At 71.9% G+C, this 20,790-nt stretch carries 15 protein-coding genes and 1 pseudogene; 5 read left to right on the top strand and 11 right to left on the bottom strand.

Features of this window, described 5'->3' with window-relative positions:
- Nucleotides 1–31 precede the first annotated feature (31 nt).
- From IEZ08_RS34635 to IEZ08_RS34610, 6 genes and pseudogenes are all read right to left on the bottom strand, one after another.
- Nucleotides 32–955, bottom strand: coding sequence for a hypothetical protein (locus tag IEZ08_RS34635; RefSeq protein WP_189243861.1), 924 nt, complete (start codon nt 953–955; stop codon nt 32–34).
- Nucleotides 952–1,800, bottom strand: coding sequence for a hypothetical protein (locus tag IEZ08_RS34630; protein ID WP_189243860.1), 849 nt, complete (start codon nt 1,798–1,800; stop codon nt 952–954). The genes IEZ08_RS34635 and IEZ08_RS34630 overlap by 4 nt, the downstream gene beginning before the upstream one ends.
- A gap of 224 nt (nt 1,801–2,024) precedes the next feature.
- The gene (locus tag IEZ08_RS34625; protein ID WP_189243859.1) at nt 2,025–3,182 is read right to left on the bottom strand and encodes an MFS transporter; all 1,158 of its coding nucleotides are present in this window, start codon (nt 3,180–3,182) and stop codon (nt 2,025–2,027) included.
- Between the two features lie 39 nt (nt 3,183–3,221).
- Complete coding sequence (locus tag IEZ08_RS34620; protein WP_229803843.1) at nt 3,222–3,827, bottom strand: GNAT family N-acetyltransferase; 606 nt, start codon at nt 3,825–3,827, stop codon at nt 3,222–3,224.
- A 67-nt stretch (nt 3,828–3,894) separates the two neighbouring features.
- Complete coding sequence (locus IEZ08_RS34615) at nt 3,895–4,521, bottom strand: hypothetical protein (protein WP_189243857.1); 627 nt, start codon at nt 4,519–4,521, stop codon at nt 3,895–3,897.
- Between the two features lie 322 nt (nt 4,522–4,843).
- Nucleotides 4,844–4,953, bottom strand: a pseudogene (locus IEZ08_RS34610) (transposase); the annotation flags it as partial.
- Between the two features lie 813 nt (nt 4,954–5,766).
- On the opposite strand from IEZ08_RS34610, the gene IEZ08_RS34605 reads away from it, so the two are divergent.
- Entirely contained in the window at nt 5,767–6,516 is a 750-nt protein-coding gene (locus tag IEZ08_RS34605) for a class I SAM-dependent DNA methyltransferase (protein WP_189243856.1), read from the top strand.
- Nucleotides 6,517–6,857: 341 nt separating this feature from the next.
- Here the strand turns inward: IEZ08_RS34605 and IEZ08_RS34600 are convergent, their stop codons facing one another.
- Together IEZ08_RS34600 and IEZ08_RS34595 are read right to left on the bottom strand one after the other, a co-directional pair.
- A complete protein-coding gene (locus tag IEZ08_RS34600; protein ID WP_189243855.1) occupies nt 6,858–8,504 on the bottom strand; it encodes an alpha/beta fold hydrolase in 1,647 nt (548 codons plus the stop codon).
- Nucleotides 8,505–8,576: 72 nt separating this feature from the next.
- On the bottom strand, nt 8,577–9,134 hold the full coding sequence (locus IEZ08_RS34595) for a TetR/AcrR family transcriptional regulator (RefSeq protein WP_068923705.1): 558 nt from the start codon (nt 9,132–9,134) through the stop codon (nt 8,577–8,579).
- Between the two features lie 246 nt (nt 9,135–9,380).
- On the opposite strand from IEZ08_RS34595, the gene IEZ08_RS34590 reads away from it, so the two are divergent.
- Nucleotides 9,381–9,860 carry a nucleoside deaminase gene (locus IEZ08_RS34590; protein WP_189243870.1) on the top strand — a complete coding sequence of 160 codons (480 nt, stop codon included), beginning with the start codon at nt 9,381–9,383 and terminating at the stop codon, nt 9,858–9,860.
- A gap of 119 nt (nt 9,861–9,979) precedes the next feature.
- Here IEZ08_RS34590 and IEZ08_RS34585 read toward each other — a convergent pair whose 3' ends face one another.
- Both IEZ08_RS34585 and IEZ08_RS34580 read right to left on the bottom strand, forming a co-directional pair.
- The gene (locus tag IEZ08_RS34585; protein ID WP_068923704.1) at nt 9,980–10,753 is read right to left on the bottom strand and encodes an SDR family NAD(P)-dependent oxidoreductase; all 774 of its coding nucleotides are present in this window, start codon (nt 10,751–10,753) and stop codon (nt 9,980–9,982) included.
- 14 nt (nt 10,754–10,767) lie between these two features.
- Nucleotides 10,768–11,262, bottom strand: a complete 495-nt coding sequence (locus IEZ08_RS34580; protein ID WP_068923703.1) for a MarR family winged helix-turn-helix transcriptional regulator — start codon at nt 11,260–11,262, stop codon at nt 10,768–10,770.
- 119 nt (nt 11,263–11,381) lie between these two features.
- Between IEZ08_RS34580 and IEZ08_RS34575 the strand changes: the two genes are divergently transcribed.
- The 3 genes from IEZ08_RS34575 to IEZ08_RS34565 all read left to right on the top strand — a co-directional run bounded on the left by IEZ08_RS34575 (nt 11,382) and on the right by IEZ08_RS34565 (nt 17,181).
- Nucleotides 11,382–14,663 (top strand): efflux RND transporter permease subunit, encoded by a 3,282-nt coding sequence (locus IEZ08_RS34575; RefSeq protein WP_068923702.1) that lies wholly within the window; start codon nt 11,382–11,384, stop codon nt 14,661–14,663.
- A 238-nt stretch (nt 14,664–14,901) separates the two neighbouring features.
- Entirely contained in the window at nt 14,902–16,332 is a 1,431-nt protein-coding gene (gene purB, locus IEZ08_RS34570) for an adenylosuccinate lyase (protein ID WP_068928827.1), read from the top strand.
- Nucleotides 16,333–16,338: 6 nt separating this feature from the next.
- The gene (locus IEZ08_RS34565; protein ID WP_203863631.1) at nt 16,339–17,181 is read left to right on the top strand and encodes a GNAT family N-acetyltransferase; all 843 of its coding nucleotides are present in this window, start codon (nt 16,339–16,341) and stop codon (nt 17,179–17,181) included.
- 92 nt (nt 17,182–17,273) lie between these two features.
- On the opposite strand, the gene IEZ08_RS34560 is transcribed toward IEZ08_RS34565, so the two are convergent.
- Nucleotides 17,274–20,702, bottom strand: coding sequence for a protein kinase domain-containing protein (locus IEZ08_RS34560; RefSeq protein WP_068923701.1), 3,429 nt, complete (start codon nt 20,700–20,702; stop codon nt 17,274–17,276).
- Nucleotides 20,703–20,790 lie beyond the last annotated feature (88 nt).

The following is a 20,790-nucleotide window of genomic DNA, read 5'->3' as shown; positions in this document are numbered from 1 at the left end:
TCCCGTCGTGATCCCCGCCGTGCTGGACGGCTCAGCAGGCGGCGGTCAGGGCGGTGGCGCGGTCGGCGCGCAGGAACTCCACGCGCAGCGCCGGGCTGCGCGGCAGGAGGACCGCCACGCCGTCGGTGACGTTCCACTTCGCCGGGAGGAAGACGTACTGGTCGGCGGAGTGCACGATGAGCTTGAGGCCGTCGTAGCGGTACCGGTAGGCGGCCTTGTCGTCGCCGCCGCACCGGGTCTCGCGGACGCCGGGGACGGTCAGGTTGAGGCTGTTCTGGCTGTACAGGACGGCGCTGGGCTGGTACTGGAGCCGGGCCGCCAGTCCGCGGGCCCTGGTGGTGCCGGCGGCGGCGGCGTAGTCGGCCGCGGCCCAGAACAGGCTGATGGCGACGAGGGTGAAGACGACCGCCCACTCGGTGATCGCGCTCAGCGCGGGTCTGCCGCCGGCGGGTTCGGAGCGCAGCCGCCGGGTGTAGGCCAGCAGGAGGACCCCCGCGGCCAGGCACAGGGGCGCAGCGGCCAGATACCGGTTCAGCGCGGTGCGGGTGAAGACGCTCGCGACCCCGGCCAGCATCAGGATGACGCCGGTCAGCATCATCGCCGGAACGGCATGGCGCAGCAGGCGGGACTGGGCTCCGGCGGCGATGCGGGCGCGCAGCGCGGCGTGGGCCCACAACGCGACGAGCGTGATCAGCGCGGCCGCGGTGAGGGGGACGAACAGCACCTGCTGGCTGTTGATCAGGTAGTCGACGGTGGAGAAGCCGAGCACCGTGGCGTTGACCCCGAACTCGTGGAACAGCCAGTAGGTGTAGTTCCAGCCGAAGAAGTACAGCAGGGCGGTCAGCAGGCTCGTCGGCGCGACGACGGTGCCCAGGAGCTGGGCGAGCGTCCCCAGTCCCGCCGCCTGCGGGGCCTGTGGTCGCTCGTGCTCGGATTCCGGTTCCGGTTCGGTCATGAGGGGGCGTCCGCCGGTTGTGACTCCTCGACCTCCGGCTCCCCGTTCCCCGGTTCCCCGTCTTCTGATCCGTCGTATCCCGGTTCCCCTTCCGCCGGTTCCCCGCCGTCGGGCTCGCCGTTCTGCCCGTCGCCGTTCTGCTCGGTGGGCTCGCCCTCGCCGCCGGTGTCGCCGCTGTCACCGGTGTCGCCGCCGTCGGTCTCGCCCTCGCCGCCCTCGCCGCCCTCGCCGCCGGTCTCGCCCTCGCCGCCCTCATCGGACAGGCATCCGGCCGAGACCAGGATGGTCAGGGTCGTGCCCCGGTCCACCCGCCGGCCCGACGGCGGATCGAAGCCCTGGAAGATGCACTGCGGATCTTCGTTGCCGGCCTGGACCGCGACGTCCAGGGTCAGGCAGACGGTGCCGTCGTCACAGTTGTCCTCGACCGCCCCGGCGACGTCCTGGCGTAGTTGCTCGGCGCTGTCGAAATCCGTGCCCGGATTCGGGATGTCAGGCACGTTGACCGGTGAGACCGGTACCACCTGGCCGCCGCCAGTATCGCCGCCGTCAGTCTTGCCGTCACCGGTATCGCCGCCTTGCGCGTTCGGGCTGCTCTGAATGTCTTGATCGTCCTGCCCGCCTTCGCCTTCCTGTCCTCCTTCGTTGCCCTGTCCGTTCTGATCACCCTGCGGATCCTGTCCGTTCTGGCCGTCCTGATTGTCTTGATTGCTCTGATTGTTCTGATCGGTCTGTCTGTCTGGCATGCCGGGAGAAGCGTTCTCCGGTCCGGCGCTTCCGCATGCGGCGGCCGACAGGCCCACCAGGAGGGCGGTGGCCGGTGCCGCCAGGCGTTGCGTGAATGACATCTCTGATCTCCGCCAATATGGCAGTTTATTTACCTTTCGTAACTAATCCCTCACTACCAGTTATAAACCGTGTTGTCTATGAAACACACCCACAGTGGGTCAGGTGGTGGTCTCAATAGTTGATCTACGTTGTAAAGGGAAGGTTTGTTAACAGAAGAAACAAAAACACGCAACGACGAGGAAGGGGCTGCGCAACCTCACCAGGCCCCCGGGAGCGGCGAGGACTACCGGGGACGGAGCGCCCCGGCCGAGGCCGCCATGAAGGCCGCGAGCACGGCGGGGATGGCCAGGGCGGCGGGCAGGCCGGCGAGTTCGGAGACGCCGCCGATGATGGCGGGCCCGGCGACGAGCCCGGCGTATCCGACGGTGGCGACCTGGGCGATGGCCTGTCCGGCGCGGGCGGGGTCGTGGTTTCCGGCGGCGGAGAACACCTGCGGGACGATGGTGGCCAGGCCGAGGCCGAAGAGACCGAACCCGACGACGGCGACGGGGACGTTGCCGACGAGAAGGGCGCCGCCCAGGCCGAGGGCGGCGATGACGCCGGAGACGCGGACGAGCCGGACGGGGCCGTGGCGCAGCGCGAGGCGGTCTCCGGCGAAGCGGCCGACGGTCATGGCGGTGGAGAAGACGGCGAAGCCGAGGGCCGCGACGCTCTCGGAGGCGCGGAGGTCCTCGAAGAGATAGACGGAGGTCCAGTCGACGGCCGCGCCCTCGCCGACGAGTCCGGCGAAGGCGACGACGCCCATGAGGACGATCCAGCCGTTCCAGGGGGCGCGACCGGCGGTGCCGGGCGTGCGGTCGCCGGTGGGGGCGGAGGCGGGGAGCAGGTGGCGCCCGGCGTAGAGGGAGATCGCGACCAGGGGGACGGCGGTGGCGGCGAGGGTGGTGCCGGCGCCGAGGCCGAGGAGGGCGAACAGGCCGCCGATGCCGGCGCCGAGGAGGCCGCCGATGCTGAACATGCCGTGGAAGGAGGACATGATGGGGCGGCCGTAGGCCCGTTCGACCTCGACGCCGTGGGCGTTCATGGACACGTCGAGGGAGGCGTTGACGACGCCGTACAGGAACAGGACGGCGATGAGGGCGGGGAGGGTGGGCATGTAGCCGGCGGGGACGATGGCGAGAGCGGTGCCGATGCCGGCGGGGACGATGACGCGGGCGCTGCCGAGGCGGTCGGTGAGGCGCCCGGCGAAGCGCATGCCGACGATGAGGCCGACGGCGATGGCGAGCAGTCCGTAGCTGAGCTGGCCGTCGGTGAGGCCCAGCGTGTTCTTGACGGCGGGGATGCGCGCGGCCCAGACGCCGGAGACGGTGCCGAGGAGAGCGAAGAAGAAGGACACGGCGCGGCGGGCGTTGACGGCCTGCTGGGTCGTGGTGGTGCTCATGGGCGCCCCTGGGGGTGATGATCGATCTGGCGCGGCCATTCAACCATCGGGTGCGCAGGTTCGATCACGGGGTGCGCGGGCCGTCTGGCGGGCGAGCCACTGCTCCCGTGTGATCGCGTACTCGACCTCGCCGAGATCGCTGCCGGGGAGTGGTTCCTCCCAGTCCAGGTGGAACGTGCGGACGTACTGCATGCCGATCGCGGCCATCGTCGCGCGGGAGGCGGTGTTGACCGCCATCGTCTCGGCGAAGACGCGGGTCAGCCCGAGGTCTTCGAAGCCGTGCCGGATGAGCTCACGTGCTCCCTCGCTGGCCAGGCCCCGGCGCCAGTGGCGGCGCAGGAGCCGGTAGCCGAGTTCGGCCTGTCCTTCGACGGGGCCCTGGTCGGCGCGTTCCGGTGGCTCCAGGATCCACCAGCCGACGAACTGCCCGCCGGTGAAGCCGGCCCAGAAACCGAGTCCCGGAACGCGGTCCGCGACCGCGAGCCGCCGCCGATGGAGGATCTCGACCTCCTCGCGGGTACGGGGCCGGCCCTCGATGTACCGCATGACCTCGGGGTCGGCGTCGAGTTCGATCTCGTGCTCGAGGTGTTCGCCGGACAGCGGGACGAGCTGGATGCGACTGGTTCGCAGAGTTGCCTGGGACACGGGACGCATTCTCGCGTGCGGTCCACCTGCCGATCATCTGAATTTCCCGGGGCCGCGCCGGTCCCGCTCAGTCCCGCATGAGCCCCGAACGCCGGGCCAGCTCGTCCTCCAGGGGGGTGCCCTTTCTCGTGCCGGGTCTGCCGCGGGTGACGTAACGGAACGGCATGCCTCCCGGCACCGCGAGGACGCCGCCGAAGCGGGTGTCCCCGGCGAACCACATCTCGTCGGCGGCCACCGGGCCCCGGTGGCCGGGGCCGTCCCACCCGTCCCAGGGCGGCGGGAACGAGCAGTGGCTCTGGCCGTCCGGCTGGAGCAGTACCACCCTGTTCTCGGTGGTCCACCGGCGGCCCCGCGCGCGTTCGCCGCCGCCCGAGACCACTTTCACCGGCTGGTCGCGGCACGGCCACACCTGCCAGCCGTAGGTCTCCAGGATCCGCCGCTCCCTGCGCCGCGCGCGGTGCCACAACACCGCCAGGCCCGTCGTCGCCGAGAACGTGATCGTGAGCATCCAGCCGATCGCCCCCGCGGGACCGCCCACCGGGAGGAGGACCGCCATGAGCACGCCCTGGGGGGCCAGCCCGGCCAGGGTCCAGGCGGCGCCCGCGCGCTCGCGGCGGCGCAGGACGGCCTCCACTCCGGGGGTGGCGATGGCCTGTCCCGGCAGCACGGCGTAGCCGTACAGGTCTGCGATCAACGGGAACCTCCGTGTTGTGCGCGGAAAAACTGGGCTCTGGCCCACTTTCGATGACGTGGTGACAGAGGGTGAGGCAGGGGGCGGCTGGAGGACAAGAGGCAAACTGATAGAGCGTCAGAGGCGGTCTGCTGGTGTTCCACAGGTCGGCTGTATCACTCAGGGTCACCACGTCATCGAAAGGATACTGTTGGTGATCTCGGTGTTCAGGCGGGTGGGTGCGGAGGCAGGCGCTTGCATAACCGCTGGAAGGCGGTGAGAGGCCGCCTTGCTCTCGATGGGCCGGCCAGATCATATTGAGTAAGCGGGATGATGTTGGTTCCGGCGGCGGTCAAGACGTGCTGAACATGGGTCTTGGCCAGGCCGAGGTAGCGGCAGTGGCGCAGCCCGTGAGCGCGGACGGTCTTGAGAGACGGTGGCTTCGCATCCGGCGCGGATCCCGCCGCAGGATCTGGACCTTCGGCAGGTGGCGTAATCGCGGTGGAGCGTCGGCGGCGTACACCGCATTCAAGATCGCTATTCCGCCCTGGCCGATCTGCAGGGTGTAGGCGGCCAGTTCCTCCAGGGCGGCCCGCAGCGTCTCGCCCACCAGCTCCACCCGGTTCAGCCGGCGCCCATCGGCGGGGTACCAGTCGGCGAAGTCGTCATCGGCGAACAGTCCTTCCAGCCGGTCCCGGATCCACATCGCCGGCGTGCCTTGGGGGTTGCTCGCCCATGCCACGCGCACCGTCTGCGCCGGGATCATCCGTCTCGGGTCTCGTCCCATCGACATCGCCGTCTCACTTCTCGCCCGCCCGCTCGTCCTCTTCAGCGAAACACGACATCAAGGTCATGTCGCCAGCGAAGTAAAGATCACCAACAGCATCTCGAAAGTGGGCCAGAGCCGGTTGATGTCAGCGCCTCGCGCGGACTCGATGTCAGTGATGCCGGGTGTCACCAGCGGCTGATGGCTCCGCCGTACGGCGGAGCCTGTAGCGGATCTCGGCTCGGCGGCCGGGATGGGTGTCCGGCCCTCGTTGACCCCTTGAGAACGCCTTCGTTAGATGAACACCTGGGTGGCGGCTGCGGCACCCCACCGCGGCGTCGGCGCAGGTCGGCCGGCCGTGTCAGCGTACGGATCCACCTGCGGGACCAGATACAGGTGAATGCACAGGGCGGTCGGCGTGGGAGCGGGTTCACCGGCTGCCCGCGGAGTCGCACAGGGAAATGAGTGGCGACCGCCCGACGTCTATGGGCAGGGTGGGTTTTATGCCGGAGAACACCTTCGATGAACGGATAGCCGAAACATACGAGGTGAAGTGGCCGGAGCTGTTCGATCCTGCGGTCGTCGATCCGGCCGTAAGCTTCCTCGCCGCGCTCGCCGGATCAGGCACTGCTCTGGAGTTTGGCATCGGGACGGGTCGTATCGCGTTGCCGCTCAGCCGGCGGGGCGTTCGGGTCCAGGGAATTGACCTGTCGTCGGCCATGCTCGCGCGGCTACGGACACAGCCGGGTGCCGCCGACATCGGCACGATTGCCGGGGATTTCGCGACCACCAAGGTGAGCGCGACTTTTACCGTGGTCTATCTGGTGCGCAACACGATCACGAACCTGACCACGCAAGACGAACAGGTCGAGTGCTTCCGCAACGCGGCAGCGCATCTGGAACCCGGCGGCTATTTCGTCATTGAGAACTACGTGCCGGAGCTTCGGCGTCTTCCACCGGGTCAGACCATCCACCCCTTCACGGTGAATCCGGAGCACATCGGTTTCGAGGAGTACGACGTCGCGTCGCAGATTGCGATCTCCCATCATTACTGGGTGGTGGCCGATCAGCTTGAGATCTTCTCCTCGCCGCACCGCTACGCATGGCCGTCCGAGCTGGACCTCATGGCACGCATCGCCGGTATGACCTTGTGTGAGCGGTGGGCCGACTGGAAGCGCACGCCCTTCACCAGTGACAGCAGGAACCATGTATCGGTCTGGCAGAAGGCGGGGGCGGTCGACCAGGAGGGCTGACAAGGCAGCCGGACACCCCGCCGGCAGGGCCGTGCCCACTTATCGCCTCTATCGCCTCAGCCCGGGGATCACTGCGTACGGTTCGATCCAAGCCAAGCCGATCAATCAGCCGCTCTGCGTGTCTACCTGTACTCATCTCTACGCACCGAGGAGTACGCCAACAGGCTGGGGCGTGATGGTCTGCTGGCGCACCACCACCGCGCTGGTCGTGTCGGAAATTGTTGCGCGCCCGGTTGTTGGGCCAGAGCCCATCAAGTCCGCGCGCAACACTCCGGGAACGGTCGTCGGCTCGTGGCACCGGGCGGCCCCGTCGCCCGGTGCCGCCCGGTGCCGCCCGGATGTCAGCTCGGGCAGGACCGGGCGACCTGGGCCGGGTGGGTGATCTGGGGATAGTGGCCGGCTCCGGGGATCTCGGTCACCCGGTGGCCGGTGGCCGCCGTCAGGGGGTCGGCCGAACCCACGAGGATCTCGACCGGGACGCTCACCCGCTCCAGCAGGGCCCGTGAGGCCTCGCGCTCGGCGGAGGCCGCGCGCATCGCCGCGATCACGCGGCGCGCCACGCCCGGGCGGCGCAGGTCCGCCGCGGCGCTGGCGACCTCCGGCCCTTCGGGGAGCCCGAGCGCGGCGGCCAGGTGGGCGGCGGACATGCGGCGCAGCATGGGGGCGGCCAGGATCGAGCGGGTCAGCCGCGGGCCGGGTGCCTGCAGGAACGCGGGGGCGATGAGAACGAGCCCGCCGACGCGTTCGGGGTGCGCGAGGGCGAAGCGGAGCGCGGGGCCGCAGGCCAGTGAGTGCGCGATCAGCGTGGGGCGGGTCCGCACCGGGTCCATCAGGCCGGCGAGCCAGGCGTCTGTCGGCTGGGCGGTGGGGGCCGAGCGGCCCAGGCCGGGCAGGTCGGGGGCGAGGATCGGGCCGGGCAGGTGGGCGGCCAGGGGCGCCCAGAGGTCGGCGTTCATCGGCAGCCCGTGCAGCAGGACGTGGGCGGGCCGGTGGGCGTCTCCCATCACCCAGGTGCCGCCGCGGAAGCCGTACGGGCTCAGCCACGGCGAGGCGGCGTCGAAGCGGGTGGCCACCAGGTCGTCGGCCCACGCGCGCAGGGCGTCGGCGGCAGGGGGCATCGCCAGGCCCGCCGTCGCGGCGAAGGCGCGGGCGGAGGCCGTCGGGTAGCGGTCGGCCGACAGGAACGACAACGTTTCGGGGTCGGCGCCGGTGATCTTCCGGGGCAGGCGGCGCACCAGGCCGGTGGGGACGGTGCGGCGGGGCGCCCGTACGCCCATGTGACCGGCGATCGTGCCGACCAGTTCGGGCAGATGCGGCGTCGTGTCGTCGAGCACCCAGTAGTCCTCTCCCTCGGGTGAGGTGGGGATCTCCGCCAGGAACCGTGAGAGGTAGCCGAGCGTGACGATGGGCACGAAGGTGTCGGCATCGCCGGGGAGCGCGGGCAGCCGCCCGTTCCACAGGTCTTCGACGAGCGAGGCCAGGCCGATGTACTGGCCGGGGCCGATGACCGTGCTGGGGTTGGCGACGGTCAGCGGGATTCCCAGTTCGCGGGCCCTGGCGCGTACGGCGAGGTCGGCCTCGGCCTTCGACGCCTCGTACGCGCCCAGTCCGGCGTAGTCGGGGCGGGCGTTGGCCACCCGGTATCCGCTGATGTGCACGAGCCGTCGCAGCCCGGGCAGCGTGGCGGCCCATTCGAGCACGTTGAGCGCCCCGGTCACGTTGGCCGCCCGCGCCTCCCGTACGCCGAGGCCGAAGGCGAAGCGCGCCGCGGTGTTGTAGACGTCGCGCGCCTGCGGCAGTCCGGTGAGCGGCCGGGTGATGTCGGCGGTGACGATGGTGAGCCCGGCGGTGGCGATGTCCTGGGAGCTCAGCCAGGGGGTCAGGGTGTCGTTCCGTACGGCCGCCGCGACGCGCTGTCCCCTGGCGAGTAGTTCGGCGACGAGGGCGCGGCCGATGAAACCGGTCGCGCCGAAGACGATCGCGTCCATGAAGCTCCTAAATAGATCGGTCTACATATTTTTAGGTCAGAAAAAGAGCCCGCCGTGGACGGCGGGCCCGGGTCAGCGCAGGAGGGCGGCCAGCTGGCCGGTGACGCGGTCCAGGGGTTCCCTGCTGCGGTGCGCCTTGGCCAGCAGGAGCGCCCCCTCGATCAGGGCCAGGACCGTGACCGCGAGATCGTCGGCGTCCCGCCGCCCCGCGAGCCGCTCGCGCAGGGCGGCCTCCCAGGAGGCGTAGACCTCCGAGCAGGCCTGCTGCAGCGGGTCGCTGACGGCGGCCATCTCGAGCGCCACGGTGGCCACCGGGCATCCCTTGCTCCAGCCCGACGCCTCCAGCCGGTCGCCCAGATGCCGCAGCACCCCTTCGGCGAACTCCGCCGCGGACGCGCCGGACGCGGCCAGATCCTCGAAGGCGGCGCCGATCGCCTGGCCCGCACGCCGTATCGACTCGCCGACGAGCTGATCCTTGCCCTCGGGGAAGTGGAAGTAGAGGGAGCCGCGGGGCGCGCCGCTGGCCGCGATCACCTGGTTGAGCCCGGCGCCGGAGTATCCCCCGGCCTCGACCAGTTCCTGTGTCGCGTCCAGTATCCGGGCCCGCGTCTCCGCCCCCTTCTGTCCCATGGCTCAGAAAGTAGACTGATCTATATATTTTTTCAACTCGGGCGGGCAGCCGATGGGGGCATCCTCCGGCTCTGCGCGCCCCGCTCATGTCTGCGGTGTGCACGCGAATAGGATGCACTCCTCCCCGGTCCGCGATCATCTGGTCGCGGTCCTCCGCCGGGGCGCGGCGGGGCGGACCGGACGCCGGACGCGGGCGGGGAGGTGAGCCGCCCAGTCGTGCGGAAGGTCGCGTTCCCGGAGGTCGTCATGGTGGGTGAGGCAGAGCTGCGGTACCTGCGCCGCTGCGTGGAGCTGGCGGCCGAGGCGCTGCAGGAGGGCGACGAGCCCTTCGGCTCCGTGCTCGTCGCCGCGGACGGGACGATCCTGGCCGAGGACCACAACCGGGTGGCCTCCGGCGACCGGACCCGCCATCCGGAGTTCGAGCTGGCGCGCTGGGCCGCGGCGAACATGACCCCGGGGGAGCGCGCGGTGGCGACCGTCTTCACCTCGGGCGAGCACTGCCCGATGTGCGCCGCGGCGCACGGCTGGGTGGGGCTGGGCCGCATCGTGTACGCGAGCTCTTCGGAGCAGCTGGCGGGCTGGCTCGCCGAGCTGGGGGTGCCCGCCCCGCCGGTGCGGACCCTGCCGATCCGCGAGGTCGTCCCCGGGGCCGTGGTGGAGGGCCCGGTACCCGGCCTCGCGGAGGAGGTGCGGGAGCTGCACCGCCGTTTCCACCGCGGGTCCTGAAGGGGGAGACGCGGGACCGGCGGGCGCGGCCGGTGGACGAGAGCGGTGGACGGGACCGGTGGGCAGAACCGGTGTGCAGAACCGGGGGACGGGGCCGCCGACCGGGGAAGCCCTCGTCGTCAGTGGACGGAGAAGCCCCCGTCCACGCAGATGGTCTGACCGGTGATGTAGGCGGAGGCGGGCCCGGCCAGCAGGACGGCCAGGCCGGTGAAGTCGGCGGGCAGGCCGTTGCGCCCGGTCATGGAGCGGGCGGCGAGGGCCTCGACGCGGCCGGGGACGGCCTGGGCGGGCTCGGTGAGCGGGGTGAGGACGAAGCCGGGGATGATCGTGTTGCTGGTGACGCCGTGGGCGGACCAGGCCTCGGCCTGCGAGCGGGTCAGGCCGGTGATGGCGGCCTTGGAGACGCCGTAGGCGCCGCTGTCGCCGAAGGCGCTGATGGACTGCTGGGACCCGATGTTGATGATGCGGCCCCATCCGCGGGCGGCCATGCGGGGGCCGTAGTGCTGGCCGAGGAGGTAGGGGGCGGTGATGTTGACGGCCATGGTCTCGTCGTAGTCGTCGACGGTGAGGTCGGCCATGGGACGGCGGATGTTGTTGGCCGCGTCGTTGACGAGGATGTCGATGTCGCCGTAGTGGGCGGCGGCCTGCTCGCACAGGCGGGCGACGTCGGCGCGGTCGCCGAGGTCGGCGCTGACGGCGGCGGCCTGGACGCCGTGCCGGCGGAGGTCCTCGACGGCGGTGGCCAGGGGGCCGGGGCGGCGGGCGGCGATGACGACGCGCGCGCCGGCGCGGCCGAGGGCCTCGGCGATGGCGTAACCGATGCCGGAGCTGCCGCCGGTGACGAGGGCGGTACGGCCGGCCAGGGAGAACAGGTCGTCAAGGTATCCAGGCATAGCTAAGGAACCTATCATCCCACCTTTTTCTGGCGGGAGTCCTCTTCGAGATCTTCCTCAAGATCGAAGGCGGCGGCCTGGATCTCGTCGAGGACGGCGTGGAGGTCGCGCAGGAGCCTGGTGTCGAGGCGTTCGAGCAGCCGGCGGAAGTCGTTGATACCGGCCTCGGAGATGCGCTCGAGGAAGGTGTGCCCGTCGGGGGTCAGCTCGACCCGTCGGACGCGGCGGTCGTGGGGGTCCTCGCGGCGGGTGACCAGGCCGTGGCCGATGAGGCGGTCGACGATGCCGGTGACGGTGCCCAGGCCCACGTCGAGGTGGTGGGCGATGTCCTGGCCCGAGGCCGAGCCCCGCACGGCCAGGAACATGATGACCTTCAGCTGGCGCATGGTGAGGTTGGAGTCGAGCAGGGGGGAGGAGTGCTGACGGCTCCCGGCGAGGAAACGGCCCAGGTCACGCTGTATCTGTCCGATCCGGTCGATCAGCCGGTCGCGTTCGTCGTCCACGCTCACCCTCTCGTTCCTGAGAAGGTTATCAGGATTGTAAGGCCTCATTAAATATTCGTGCGGCGCAAAGTGTTAGTCTAGGGCGAAATTTACCGTGACGTCCCCGGCCCTAGGAGTCCGTCCTCATGACCGCCCTGGCCAGGTTGAGCCTCGCCAACCGCAGCCTCGTCATAATGATCGCGGTCGTGCTGAGCGCGTTCGGCGCCTTCGCGATCCCGTCGTTGAAACAACAGTTGCTGCCCTCGTTGTCGTTCCCGGGGGCGTTCGTGGTCGCGCCCTACGCGGGCGCCGCTCCCGAGATCGTCGAGGAGCAGGTCACCAAGCCGATCGAGGACAGCTTCCAGGGCATCGCGGGGGTCACCGAGGTGACCTCCACCTCCCGGGAGGGCATGTCGCAGGTTCAGGTGGCGTTCGAGTACGGCACCGACATCGACGCCGCGGTGGGCAAGATGCAGCAGGCGGTCTCGCGGATCGAGGCGCAGCTGCCGGACGGGGTCGAGCCGCAGGTGCTGGCCGGGAGCACCGACGACATCCCGGTGCTGGTCCTGGCCGTGGAGAGCAGCGGCGGCGACGAGCGGGAGATGGCCGACAAGCTTGAGCGGATCATGGTGCCGGAGCTGCGCGGCGTCGAGGGCGTCCGCGACGTGACGGTGACCGGCACCCGCGACGAGAACGTGGTGATCACCCCGGATATGCGCAAGCTCGCGCTGCTCGGCCTGCAGCCGACCGCGATCGTCGACGCGCTGCGGGCCAACGGCCAGTCGATCCCGGCCGGCGGTCTCACCGAGGACAACAAGTCGCTGACGGTGCAGGTGGGCGAGAGGATCGACTCGGTCAAGGAGCTTGAGGACCTCTACCTGACCCCGGCGGCGCCGACCCCGGCGCAGCAGCCGCAGGCCGCGCAGCAGGGCCGTACGGGCCAGTCCCCGGGCCAGTCTCAGGGCCAGGTGCAGGGCCGTACGGCCGCCGGACAGCAGCAGACGCAGCAGCCGCGGCCCGCGGCGGCGCCCAAGCCCGTCCGGCTCGGCGACGTTGCCGAGGTCAAGCGCGAGTTCGCCGCGGCGACCACGCTGACCCGCACCAACGGCGAGACGAGCCTGGGCGTGTCGATCACCATGACGCCCGACGGCAACGCGGTGGCGATCTCGCACGCGGTGGAGGAGAAGATCCCGGAGGTCGTCCGCGCGCTGGGTGACGCCTCGGAGGTGACGGTCATCTTCGACCAGGCGCCCTACGTCGAGCGCTCGATCAAGGACCTGACCACCGAGGGCCTGCTCGGCCTGGTCTTCGCGGTCCTGGTCATCCTGGTGTTCCTGCTGTCGGTGCGCTCGACGCTGGTGACGGCGGTCTCGATCCCGCTCTCGGTGGTCATCGCGCTGATCGCGCTGTGGATCGGCGACTACTCGCTGAACATGCTGACGCTGGGCGCGCTGACGATCGCGGTCGGCCGCGTGGTGGACGACTCGATCGTGGTGCTGGAGAACATCAAGCGGCACCTGGGGTACGGCGAGGCCAAACGCGACGCCGTACTGGCCGGCGTGCGCGAGGTCAGCGGCGCGGTGACGGCCTCGACGCTGACGACGGTGGCGGTGTTCGCGCCGATCGCGGTGGTCGGCGGCATGGTGGGGCAGCTGTTCGCGCCGTTCGCGATCACGGTGACGGTGGCGCTGCTGGCGTCGCTGCTGGTCTCGCTGACGGTGATCCCGGTGCTGGCCTACTGGTTCCTGAAGGCCCCGGTGCTCACCCCGGAGCAGGCGCGGGCGGTGCGCGAGGAGGCCGAGGCCAAGGAGCTGCGCAGCCCGCTGCAGCGCGCCTACCTGCCGGTGCTGCGCTTCGCCACCCGGCGGCGCCTGGTGACGGTGCTGATCGGCATCGTGGTGTTCGTCGGCACGATGGGCCTGGCCGGTCGCCTGGAGACCAACTTCCTGGACTCCTCCGGGCAGGAGACCATCTCCCTCAGCCAGAAGATGCCCGTCGGCACGGACCTGGCGACGACCGACGCGGCCGCCAAGAAGGTCGAGGAGGTGCTCGCCGGCCTCAAGGACCGGGGCGTGGAGTCCTACCAGGTCAACGTCGGCGGCGGCGGCATGTTCATGGGCGGTGCGACGGGCGGCGGCGGCGACCGCGCCTCGTACTCGGTGAAGGTGGCCCAGGGCACCGACACCCCGGCGCTGGAGGAGACCCTGCGCGAGCGGCTCAAGGCGCTGCCGGACGTCGGTGAGATCACCGTCGGCGGCAGCGGCGGCGGCATGGGCGGCTCCGGCAACCAGGTCCAGGTGATCGTGCAGGGGCCGGACCTGGCGACGCTGAAGACGGCCGCCGAGACCGTGCGCGCCGAGATGGCCGAGCTGGGCGGGCTGCGGGACGTCACCTCCAACCTGGAGGCCAGCGCCGAGCGGGTCGAGGTCCGGGTGGACCGGGAGAAGGCCGCCGCCAGGGGGCTGAGCGAGTCGGCGATCGGCCAGCTCGTGGCGCAGCGCTTCCGCGGCGCGCCGCTGGGCGAGATGACGCTGGACGGGCGGCCCGGCCAGGTGGTCCTGAGCGGCGGCGACGCGCCCGAGGACGTGGCCGACATCCGCGAGCTGACCCTGCCGACCGCGACCGGCATGGTCGAGCTGTCGGACGTGGCGGACGTGGAGAAGGTCGGCGGGCCGACGCAGGTGACCCGGATCGACGGCGAGCGCAGCGCCACGGTGTCGGGTACGGCCACCGCCAGCGACCTGGGCGCCGTGACGGCGGAGCTGAGGACCAAGCTCGACGGCCTGTCGCTGCCGGCCGGGGCGTCCTACGAGATCGGCGGCGTGAGCGCCGACCAGGCCGAGGCGTTCGGCCAGCTCGGGCTGGCGATGCTGGCCGCCATCGCGATCGTCTTCATGATCATGGTGGCGACGTTCCGGAGCTTCGCCCAGCCGCTGATCCTGCTGGTGTCGATCCCGTTCGCGGCGACCGGCGCGATCGGGCTGCTGCTGGCCACCGGCACCCCGATGGGCGTGCCCGCGCTGATCGGCATGCTGATGCTGATCGGCATCGTGGTGACGAACGCGATCGTGCTGATCGACCTGATCAACCAGTACCGCGAGCAGGGCATGGGCATCGAGGAGGCGGTGATCGAGGGAGGACGCCGCCGCCTGCGGCCCATCCTGATGACCGCGGTGGCGACGATCTTCGCGCTGATCCCGATGGGGCTGGGCCTGACCGGGTCCGGCGGGTTCATCTCGCAGCCGCTGGCGATCGTGGTGATCGGCGGGCTGCTGTCGTCGACTCTGCTGACGCTGGTGCTGGTGCCCACCCTGTACGTGATGCTGGAGCGGACCAAGGAGCGCTTCCGCCGTACCGGCAAGAAGGGCGACGAGCACAAGCTCCCGGTGAAGGCCTCCGACAAGGACGAGCTGGCCCAGGTCACCTGATCGCCGTGATGCCCTGCTGACCGGCACCATCCCGATCGCCGTACGGCGGCGCCGCCCGCCGCCGTACGGCGATCCGCCGTTCCGGCGCCGGAAACGCCCCGTCCGCTCCGGGGAGGGCGTTCACGAGGGCGCCGATGCGGCGGGACGGGGCGCGGCGGTGTCCGGCGCCGCCGTACGGCGGGCGGCCGGGGAGGGGGCGGGCGTGGCGGGTGCGGGGGCCTCGATAGACTGCGGCAACGTGACTTCCAAGCCCCGCATCCCGAATGTCCTGGCCGCCCGCTACGCCTCGGCGGAGCTGGCCCGCCTGTGGTCCCCCGAGTACAAGGTGGTGGCCGAGCGGCGCCTGTGGCTGGCCGTGCTGGCCGCGCAGGCGGAGTTGGGGGTGGAGGTCCCCGCGGGTGTGGTGGCCGACTACGAGAAGGTCCTGGAGCAGGTGGACCTGGCCTCCATCGCCGAGCGCGAGCGCGTCACCCGCCACGACGTCAAGGCCCGCATCGAGGAGTTCAACGCCCTGGCCGGGCACGAGCACGTGCACAAGGGCATGACCTCGCGGGACCTGACCGAGAACGTCGAGCAGCTGCAGATCCGCGACAGCCTGCTGCTGGTGCGCGACCGGTGCGTGGCGCTGCTGGCCCGGCTGGCCGCGCTGGCCGCCGAGCACGCGGGCACCGTGATGGCGGGCCGCTCGCACAACGTGGCCGCGCAGTCGACGACCCTGGGCAAGCGCTTCGCCTCGGCCGCCGACGAGCTGCTGGTGGCGTTCGCCCGGCTGGAGGAGCTGATCGCCCGCTACCCGCTGCGCGGGATCAAGGGGCCGGTCGGCACCGCCCAGGACATGCTGGACCTGCTGGGCGGCGACCGGGACAGGCTGGCCGAGCTGGAGGACCGCGTCGCCGCGCACCTGGGCTTCGCCCGCCGCTTCACCAGCGTCGGGCAGGTCTATCCGCGCTCGCTGGACTACGAGGTGCTCACCGCGCTGGTGCAGCTGTCTGCCGCGCCGTCGTCGCTGGCCAAGACGATCCGGCTGATGGCCGGGCACGAACTGGTCACCGAGGGCTTCGCCGAGGGCCAGGTCGGCTCCTCGGCGATGCCGCACAAGATGAACACCCGCTCGTGCGAGCGGGTCAACGGGCTGACGGTGATCCTGCGCGGCTACGCGTCGATGGGCGCCGAGCTGGCCGGGGACCAGTGGAACGAGGGCGACGTGTCGTGCTCGGTGGTGCGCCGGGTGGCGCTGCCGGACGCGTTCTTCGCCTTCGACGGGCTGGTGGAGACGATGCTGACGGTCCTGGACGAGTTCGGCGCGTTCCCCGCGGTGATCGCCGCCGAGCTGGATCGCTACCTGCCGTTCCTGGCGACCACGAAGATGCTGATGGCCGCGGTCCGGGCCGGGGTGGGCCGGGAGACCGCGCACGAGGTGATCAAGGAGCACGCGGTGGCGTCGGCGCTGGCGATGCGCGAGCGCGGAGCCGGCAACGAGCTGCTGGACCGGCTGGCGGCCGACGAGCGCTTCCCGCTGGACCGGGACGGCCTGGAGGCGCTGCTGGCCGACCGGATCGCCTTCACCGGCGCGGCGGCCGGGCAGGTCGAGGCGGTCGTGGCGCGCGTGGGCGAGATCACCGGCCGGTATCCGCAGGCCGCCGCGTACACGCCCGGCGCGATCCTGTAGCCGCCCGTGGAGCTGACGGACGTCCGCGACGTCGCGGTCGCGGCCGGTGACGACGCCATGCTCCTGTGGGCCGCGCAGGGGCTGCGCGGCGGGGTGCGGGCGTGGGCGCTGGACGGGGCGGTGGCGGTGGCCAGCCCCGGCCTGAACCGCCGGGACCGGCTGACCGTGCGCGGGAACGCGGGCGAGGTGGCCGAGCTGGTACGGCGGGTGCTGCCGGAGCTCGCGGAGCTCGGGGCGTCCTACCGGCTGCTGGGTGAGAGGCCGCTGGTCGCCGAGGTGGTACGGCGGCTGCCGGGCGCGGAGATCGTGGGCGCCTTCGAGTGGATGGACACCGCCGGGGCCGGTGGGGTGGCGGGGACGGTGGCCGTTCCGCGCGGGACGGCCACCGCGTCCCCTCGGGACCGGAACGGTGAAGCCGTCCCGCGTGGTGAGGCCGTTCCGGACCGTGCGGGTCTGGACGGGCCGGTGGGCTGGCTGGCCCCTGAAGCCGACGACGAGGTGACGAAGTTGCTGGCCGAGGCGTCGCCGTCGGCCTGGGCGGTCCCGGGGCTGCCCGGCATCCGCCGCTGGGCCGGGCTGCGCGACGCCGCCGGGACGCTCGTGGCCACGGCCGCCGACGCCTGGTCGGCGCCGCAGGTCGGCTTCGTCGCCGGGGTGGCCACCGCCCCCGCCCTGCGGGGCCGGGGACTGGGGGAGGCGGTGTGCCGGTTCGTCTTCGGTGAGCTGGCGGCCGAGCACGGCCGGGTCGCGCTGATGGTCGACACCCACAACGTCGGGGCGATCCGCGTCTACGAGCGGCTGGGCATGCGGATCCGCCCGGTCGCCGCCGCGACGCTCATCCCCGGCTAGACCTCCGCAGGCGGCCGTCTGCGGGTGGCTCGCCGGGCCCCGCCGACGGCCTCCCGCAGGCTCGTCCGGTGGCTCGTCCGGTCTGCCCGCGGTCAGGAGTCCCCGGTGGCGGCGTGTGACGGGCACACCTCCCGGTAGGCCACCCCGGGCAGATGCTTCCGCCACTCCTGCGCGGTGAGCGTACGCCCGGCGCGGGCGCACACCCGCGCCGCCATCTGCTCGCCTCCCACCGGGATCTCGTGGAGGCGCCCGGCGCCGCCGGCGTAGAGCACGGTGCCGCCGGCCCCGAAGGCGAGGGTGTCGACTCCGTCGGAGACGGTGATCACATCGCCCACCCGGCGTCTGGTGCCGAGATCCCAGATCTGCACGCTGCCGTGTTCGCCCGCGCTGGCGAGGAGGGTTCCTCCGGTGTCGAAGGCCAGCAGGTCCAGCCGGTCCCGCACCCCCCGCAGCAGCGTCCTGCGGGAGCCGTCCGCCAGCAGGCCGATCCGGCCGTCGCCCGCGTCGGTGGCCACGAGGCCACGTGAGCTGATCGCGACGTAGTCCATCCCGTCGAGGAGGACCCTGCCCGCGGGGTCGAGCACGCTCTCGGCCAGCGGCCGTCCGGTGCGGGCGTCGAGGACCAGCGGCCTGGCGGGCACGAACCCGGAACCGGCGTCCCCGAAGTCGGGCGTCGGCACGACGACGATCCGGCCGTCGGCGGTGAACGCGGGGGTGCCCACCCCCTTGTCCGCGGGCAGCGGCGCCCGCCACAGCTCCTCGCGTGTCACGGGGTCCCACGCCTGGAGCCGGTCGCCCTCCATGCCCGTCACCAGCATCGTGCCGCGCGGGTCGAAGGCCATCACGCCGACCGGGAAGCGGCCCGCCGGAAGCGCACCGGCCTGCCGCCCGGCGCGGACGTCCCACAGGGCGACGGGGCCCTCGTCCGGCTTCAGGGCCATCCAGCGGCCGTCGGGGCTGAGCACCGCCCGCCCGGTGTCCCCGGCGATCCGGTGCGTGCGGATCGGCGAGGCGACGGTCAGGGTGATGACGCCGTCGGCGTGCACCCGCAGGACATCTCCGTCGAAGCGTGCGTCGGCGATCTCGGTGTCCGTCTGGTAGCTGAGGATCTCCCGCTGGTCGGCCACCTGCCACACGCGGACCGTGCGGTCGGAGAATCCGGCGATCAGCCGGCCGTCGGCGCTGAACCGGAGGCCGCCGGAGGCGGCCGGGCGCACCTCTCCGGTCCCGGTCCGCTGCCACGGCCAGGAGGCGCCTGCGCCCCGGGGCGCGCGCACCTCGCCGGTCGCCACGTCGACCAGGCGGATCTCGCTGCCCGCGCAGGCCAGTGTCCGCCCGTCGGGGCTGAACGCGATCGCCTTGCGGCCCGATCCGGGACAGGCGCGCGACAGCCGGGGGTCGACGACCCGGTCCGGCAGCCGCCAGACCGTGAGTCTCCCGGACGCCTCCACCCTCGCCGCCAGCTCACCGGTCGACGCCACGGCCAGCGGGAAGGGCAGCGACGTCCGGGGAGCGTACGCGCCCCAGGTACGGTCGCCCGCCACGTCCCAGAAATACCCGGAGCCACCCGCGCCGCCGAAGACCGCCAGGGTGGTCGCGTGGTCGGTGAAACGGATGCGCGGCGCCCCGTAGAAGTCGGCAGAACGCAGCTCGGCCCGCTTCTCGCCGGTGCGCACATCCCAGACGGTGACGCCGGTGTCGCTCTCGACGGCCAGCAACCGGCCCTCGGAGTTGAGCGCGGCGCCGTGGACGAGCAGCCTGTCGAAGTACGGGTCCCGCCAGCCGCCGGTCCTCTTCCCGGTGGGCACGTCGAACAGGCTCACCCCTTCGGGGTCGACGGTGGCGAGCGTCCTGCCGTCGTGGCTGAGCGTGGACGTCCCCCCGGGCTCGGGGAGGGCGGCGATCTCCCGCTGGTGGAGGGCGTCGGTCAGGCCGGCGCGGGTGTCGACGTCCGCGCTGATCCGCCAGGCGGCCACGTTGAGCAGCATCGCCGTGCGCGGCTCGGTGCTGCGCAGGGTGTCGGCCTCCAGCGCGACCTTCCGGGCGACGGCGGCGTCGCGCTGCTCGTCGGCCCGCTTGCTCTGCACGAACGCGAGGCCACCGGCGCCCAGCGCGAGCACCAGCAGGCCCGCCAGCGTGACGCTGGTCAGCTGCCTGCGCCGGGAGCGCCGCTTCGCCAGCCCGGCTCCCGCCTGCAGGAATTCCCGTTCCGTCGGCGTCAGCGTGATGTGCCGGCGGCCGGTCGCGGCCCAGTCCAGCGCCCGCTCCAGGCGGCTGCCCGGCAGGAGGTCGCCGTCCCTGCGGCCGTGATCGGCCCAGTGCCGGGCCGCCGTGGTGACCTGCGCCAAGATGCTCAAGCCCTGCCGGTCGGCGTCGACCCACGACCGCAGCCTGGGCCAGGCGCGCAGCAGCGCGGGCCGTGACAGCGCGACCGACCCGCCGTCCACGGCGACGAGATAGGAGAACGCCTGCAGGATCCGCCGCACGGTGGCCGTCTCCCGCTCGGGCCGCCCGTCCAGCAGCTCGTCGAAGGGCGCCCTGCGGCCGATCTCCTGCCCGTCGTCGTCCAGGGTGACGAGCCGGAGGAACAGGTCCGCGGCCAGCTCCCGCTCCTCCGGTGTCAGCGTCGCGTAGGCGTCCTCGGCGAGGAGGCCCAGCTCCGGATCGGCGGCGGCGGTCACCTGCACCGTCCGGGCCGTACGGCTGCCGGCCGCCAGCAGGCCGGACGTGTCCGAGGCGTTGGCGCTGACCAGCGCCAGCAGCAGGTCGCGGGCGGCGGGCCGGTCGGCGGGGTCCTTGCGCAGCGCGGCCTCCACGAGCGAGGCGAGCCGCGGCGGCAGCGCGCTGAGATCCGGCTGCGTCGACAGCACCTTGTGCATGACGCCGCCCACGTTGTCACCGGGGAACGGGTCCGCCCCCGTCGCCGCGAACACCATGACGGCGCCCCAGGCGAAGACGTCCACCGCGGAGGTCGCCCGCTGACCGGTGAAGATCTCCGGAGCCATGTAGCCAGGCGTCCCGGAGACCTCACCGGTCCTGGTCAGTGACATCTCCAGCGTCCTGGCGATCCCGAAGTCGATCACGCGTGGCCCGTCGGGGCTCAGCAGCACGTTGTCGGGTTTGAGGTCGCGGTGGATCACTCCCGCGTCGTGGATCGCGGTCAGCGCGGTGGCGATCGCGGTGGCGAGCCGGTGGAGGTCGTCCCCGCCGAACCGGTGCCCCTCGGTGACCGCTCCGCGGAGGTTCGGTCCCGGCACGTACTCGCTGACGATGTACGGCCGGTCGACGTCCAGTTCGACGTCCAGGACCTTGGCGGTGCAGAAGGACGCGACGCGCCGGGACGCGGCGGCCTCCCGCGAGAAGCGCGTTCTGCTGCCCCGGTCTCCGGCCCAGTGCAGCACCTTGAGCGCGACCCTGCGCCCGTCGGCGTCGTACGCCTCGTAGACGACGCCCTGGCCGCCCTCGCCGATCCGCCGGGCCAGCCAGTAGGCGCCGATACGCTGTGGGCTGTCCGCAGTCAATCCATCCACGGCACTTTAGACGCCGGCAACCGGGTCGTAGTTGTGTCTCATCCGGCGGCGATGCCGGCCTCCGGCGGATCGTGGTCGC

Source organism: Planobispora rosea, assembly GCF_014648175.1.
GTDB lineage: Bacteria > Actinomycetota > Actinomycetes > Streptosporangiales > Streptosporangiaceae > Planobispora > Planobispora rosea.
This window is presented reverse-complemented; position numbering and strand designations above follow the sequence as displayed.